At 53.5% G+C, this 5172-nt stretch carries 3 protein-coding genes and 2 pseudogenes; all 5 read right to left on the reverse strand.

The features are described from left to right. Positions 1-1367: pseudogene (locus tag ABX962_RS29580) on the reverse strand (hypothetical protein); the annotation flags it as partial. 77 nt (positions 1368-1444) lie between these two features. After that, a complete protein-coding gene (locus ABX962_RS29585; protein WP_372724920.1) occupies positions 1445-2683 on the reverse strand; it encodes a hypothetical protein in 1239 nt (412 codons plus the stop codon). Next, the gene (locus tag ABX962_RS29590; protein ID WP_372724921.1) at positions 2680-3900 is read right to left on the reverse strand and encodes a Tfp pilus assembly protein FimT/FimU; all 1221 of its coding nucleotides are present in this window, start codon (positions 3898-3900) and stop codon (positions 2680-2682) included. Before ABX962_RS29590 ends, ABX962_RS29585 begins: the two co-directional genes overlap by 4 nt. Next, positions 3900-4637 (reverse strand): hypothetical protein, encoded by a 738-nt coding sequence (locus tag ABX962_RS29595; protein ID WP_372724923.1) that lies wholly within the window; start codon positions 4635-4637, stop codon positions 3900-3902. The genes ABX962_RS29590 and ABX962_RS29595 overlap by 1 nt, the downstream gene beginning before the upstream one ends. Before the next feature lie 333 nt (positions 4638-4970). Further along, positions 4971-5093: pseudogene (locus ABX962_RS29600) on the reverse strand (type II secretion system protein); the annotation flags it as partial. Positions 5094-5172: the final 79 nt, after the last annotated feature.

Consider the following 5172-nt stretch of genomic DNA (forward strand, 5'->3'; position numbering starts at 1 on the left):
CGAAACGCAGCTTGCGCGGCCCCTGTGTAGTCGCCCGCCCACCTCGGGGCCGATGACGAAACGCCCAGCATCGTTGCCGATGTGTACGACGAATTGTGATGTGCATTGACATTCAATCGTCCCGACAGATCCTCGATCATCGGTGCCACCAAGGGACGCAGCAGTTTACCATCGGGTGCAGTGAAGAGCGGCAACCCCAAATTGACCCAAATGCTGTCGTTGATGCCATCGGCATCGTTATCGACATCCCAGTCGCCTTGAATCAAGGCGCGAGCGACTTGGTCGACCAGTTTCTCGTTGGAGATCCGAAGCGTCTTACGAAGCGCAAAGCTACTGTTACTTCCGGTAAAAGATTCGTTCAACGCCGGATTGCTACCCAATTGCGCATTTGCAATTGGCAGTGGACGAAAGGTTGCTCGAGCGATGCTGGCCATTAAATCGGCATAATCGCCGGGCGAACGCGAGCCGGAATCCCAGTCGTCCTTTTCATTCAAGATATAATTGATGACCGACGGTCGATGAAACGATGGGATGATGGTCCCGTCGGCGTGTCGATGGCTGAGAAACCAGTTGTTGAAATCAGCAGCATCATAGCCCTCGTCGAAATCGCTTCCGGCGGAAAGTGTATCGCTGCTTTTGTCAGCTGCTGCCGTAAGATGATTGGGTTGCAATGCGACTGGTAGCGTGAATCCAACATCAGTTCCACCGAACCTGTCTTTAGTTGCAGTTCGCGATATCGCAGGAACAGTAAGGGTATTGTCGAAACCGATTCCCGCCGCGTTGTTTGGTGCTCCATTCATCCAGATATTTACTGAATTTGAACCGGTGGGAGGGGAACTGATAAAGGACAGGATAGTTGAGTTGAGTGATTCTGGAGTAAGTTCAATCACGAAATCTTGAGTCGTCGCGGTGACGTCGAGCGATCGAACCATACGATAAGATTGATTTTCCAGCGGACCTCCTTCAAATGTAATCACACGACCGGCGAACAGATCATCCACTTGCCGTATCGCCGTAGCGCTTGGCTCCCTTTGAACTCGAACTCGTACAAAACCACTGGTGCCGATCTGGCTGCCACCGGCAATGACGCGAAACTCGAGAGCATCGCTTCGTCCGTAATAATCGCTGAGCAAATCTTCGCCAAAGAACGACAACGAATCATCACCGGTGCCAACAAGCAAACGCATCATTGCGTCGTCGAGCAGCTTGTTCGGCTGGGGCGCACGCGTTTTGGTGCTGGCGATTGCAAACGCCGTCGCTCGCGATTGGTTGCTGAAGACAAGGTACGCAGCGACCAACAGGCTGAAAAAAGTCAGCATGCTGAGAACGACAAGCAGGATGATGCCTGAGTTCGGTTTGCGTTTCATGATGTTGCCCCGATTGGCGGATATTCAGAAAAGGTTGTAGTTTTGCGGTGGCATCGAAGTGCCGGTTTGGTCGCAGTCTAGAATGCAGAGATGGAAATGGTTCGTTCAGTCACCGACACCACGTTCTCCATTAGCGTGGCGTAGGTCGCCCCTCCGGCGGACCAGTCCGGTCCATCCAAAATCACTGTTTTGGCCCACACCGTGGTCGAGGTTCGATTCCCCGATCCGGTCGTAGAAACGTTCACGACGGTGCCGTCGGAAAGGGTGATTTCGTCATCGTCAGTCGGCGTTAAGACCGACGCTTCTGCTGTCACCGCGGCAATACGATACCAGCGATGAACCGCTGATTGAGCCCGAGTGAATGGGGTGGCTGTATCAGTGCTCGTTGACAACATGATCCAATCACCCGACCGCAAATCGGAAACGGTGTTGCCCGCCGAGATCAACGTGGCCGTTCCTCCGGAACCACCACTGAACCCCACCACATTGGCGACCAATGCGAGTCGTTCGGCAATGGCATTTTCGCGAGGTGCATCAGCGGAAGCATCTTGATACTCGCTGACCCGTTCTCGGTTTCTCAAGATGATCACCGACATCAATGCGCTCTCGTCTCCTGGAAACGGGTCGATCGTTGCGATCCAAGAAAACTCACCGGTGGACAGCGTTTTGCCAAAGTTGGATCCTGTCGAATCCGAGGTGGCTCGGTAACCGCTTACCGTGGCCGGCAACGATCGGTCTTTAGGGCGAAATTCCTGCAATGCATCGCCGCTCTCGGCAATGGTACGAGCAATCTCGAGCTTCTTCGCCAGGATGGCCGGCGTGTCACCGGTCGTTTTGGTCGCATTTTCAAGCCCGACTCTCAGCAAGCGTGGTTGATTGGCAAACCCGGGTGAATTTGTCGACGAGGCGTCCGACGGATCAAGCAGCGGGTCATGCGATTCTTTGTAAAAGGGAAAAAAATCGCTCTCGTAGGCTGTCCCAGTGACTGAGCCGGGTGCATTGGCTGCAAACATCGGATCGATGCAAAACGGCGGGATGATCGGCGTGCTCGAACCGGTTAACGTTCTCTCGATGTCGTTTCCATCGACACTCTTCAAATTACTCTCGTTAATCAACCCCCGCGCCAACACCTCATTGGCAACCGAATCGCCCATGGCAGCACCCACATTCAGGCTGATCGCATCCTGAGATCGATGACCAGCCAATGGCAAAATGGACAACAAGCCCAAAAGTCCAATCAGGATCACACCAATCGAGAAGATGACCTCGACAAGGGTAACGCCTAAACGATGAGAGTATTTAATCATTTGAATCATGGTTCGGAATCCAATGTGGCGGATGCGTTGGCAAGCGATCGAGCCTGCGTTAACGCGGGCCCCCATGATGCGTCACGAGGATTGGCGGGTGCGGTCGGCGCCGTGCTTGCCGTGGCAAACGGTGCGACAACCACTTGTCCGCTGGCGGGATTGATCACAATCCAAATCGAATCGAGACTGCGAATGTTCGCCACCGTGCGGCCGCTGTTTTGAAATAGATCATCACCCGCGGCCATCACGCCGGCGCTGTCTCCTAAACACAAATAGATCTTGCCAACGGGAAAGCCCATTGCGCCGGTGGAAACGTCGGTCGTCACACTGACCACGCTGCCGTTGGGATCGAAAACGATGTCGACGTCACCGGCGGCTAGTCCTCCAGAAACATCGGGCGAAAATTGGTTGCCTGCGACCCCAATGCCGGAATAATTCAGGTCAATGGCTACCCCACGTGGTAGCGACAACGTGGTGCTCGAAGAGGGGACCGGACGACGGTGAATTCGAAACTTGACGGGTTCCCTTTTGTCAGAGATGAGCGGTTGTGAACTATCAATCGGTTCACGAACTTTCCCTGGAAACGTATTGTTGTTGTTAGCGTTGGGTTCATTCAAATTAAACCGCACAGTCACAATTGTTGGTGGATCGGGATCTGTACTCGCAAAATCATCCACAATCGATAAGATCGGGACAGAACGTCCCCCAGAGAGCTCTAATAAGTCTCCGAGGCGAATGGGAGCCAAGTGGTCGTCGTCAGGATCGGAGTTATTTAAAAGCCGCGAGCTAAGTGCCAACAATGGACAATCATTGGCTTCGAATTCCGCCGCGTTTATACTTGGTGGTGCCGGAAGAACTGGCGGTGGAGTCGGAGTATTTAATGACTGTAGTCTTGCGACCGCGTCGGCAGAGTCTCCGGTATAAGGCGGGATGCCCACCAATTGCCTCATCCGGATCGAAGCGGCTTGCCCAAATGAACCTGTTCCCAACCGTTCTAGCCGGACGCCGACGTATCGATTCTCGGCAATCGCACGGTTGCGAGCGGCGTCGATAAAGATCGCTGCGTTTCGCGCCGCTCGCGATGCCTTTTGGTCCGACAACAAACGTTTGACAGTTGGCAATGCGATGGTCGCAAGCATCAACAGGATAAATAACACCACCAGCAATTCGACCAACGTAAAGGCTGGCCGCCGCTTGATCGATTGTTGGTTCAATGAGCTAAACATTATTGTGACTCCTGCAATGCAAAGTTGGTCACGTTGTCGGCGGCCACATCGTTGTCGGTGATCGCTCCTGGAAGTACGGTTAGCCCTTCATGTCTTAAATAAGGGTCAGGGAATACATACGGATCGGATCTTCCTTTACTTTCGTCGCCCACAGTTGTCGTTGCCTCTGTGTTCATGCATGACAACGGCCATTTTTGCGTCGAGTAGTCGACTGCCGCAGTAGGCTCGATGCCGAATTCACCATCACTTCCAGCTGACACGATCAAAGGGCGTAGCGAGTACGGCGCCTTCTCAGTACCCACGGTGTAGCCAAAGTCGGAGCGAAAGGGGTCAAATTCGTCAGGAATTGAGGTCTGCACGCCGCCGGTTGGATCGTTATAGTCCGCAGGCCAACGAATGAACTCAAGCGGCGTTCCCCAACCATCGAGAATTTCGAGCATGCCGTCGTTATCTGTATCTCCGATGTTTGATGATGGAATCGCATCAATGGCCGGCGAACCTGCCACGAACGATGTCGACATGATCAGGTATAAGCATTCAGCGCCCTGATTTGTTGGTGACCAAAATTTGCCTTGTGAATGGTTGACGCGGTACCGATCGTAGTAGGTCTTGATTTTGCCAGTCGCATCCCACGTCACGATCGATTCTGCACGCTGATCGAAATGCCGCTTTACTCGACCTTTGGAAAATTCCGCAACACGATTTGCTACTGCCTTGATGGACGCGGGGGCATTCATCGAATATGGGGATGGAAGCGTTGCAGGTGGCCAGGGTGGAGCCGGAAGCGGACCTTGTAACACGTCCGTAACTTTGTCTGGCAACTCCATGCGTTGTAAATCGCGAGTCATGATCAAGCGAACCCTCGCTGCCTCGTACGCTAGAACCTCGTAGTCTACGGTTACTGGAGGACTACCCGTGGTGCGTGAAAAGTTCGGCAGTACGATTGGAAAAGGACGATACTTGTACGAGTCGTATTGCTCTTGGATCACTCCGTCCACGGCCGAGATGATCATCTTGGTTCGTGCATGTCGGGCGCTGCGGGTGACACCGTTAACGGCCGTCACTACCATGCCTCCCATGACACCGAGAATCACAATAACCACCAGGATCTCGACGAGCGTAAACCCGCAGCGAGTCGATGGACGCGGCTTCGGTTCTAACCGCGATGCTTGTTCGTTCACGCAGAACGTCATTTTGAATCGCTCAATTGTTTTCTAGGATAAGACGCGTCATGCGTTAAGTCGGGTCATCTTTCGCTCAGCGAAAGAACCG

Source organism: Novipirellula sp. (genome assembly GCF_041583735.1).
In the GTDB taxonomy this organism is placed as follows: domain Bacteria; phylum Planctomycetota; class Planctomycetia; order Pirellulales; family Pirellulaceae; genus Novipirellula.

What these genes read in the sequence shown, in the direction of transcription:
- ABX962_RS29585 (WP_372724920.1), bottom strand. Translation starts at nt 2,683, where the DNA reads ATGATTCAAATGATTAAATACTCTCATCGTTTAGGCGTTACCCTTGTC.
- ABX962_RS29590 (WP_372724921.1), bottom strand. Translation starts at nt 3,900, where the DNA reads ATGTTTAGCTCATTGAACCAACAATCGATCAAGCGGCGGCCAGCCTTT.
- ABX962_RS29595 (WP_372724923.1), bottom strand. Translation starts at nt 4,637, where the DNA reads ATGAATGCCCCCGCGTCCATCAAGGCAGTAGCAAATCGTGTTGCGGAA.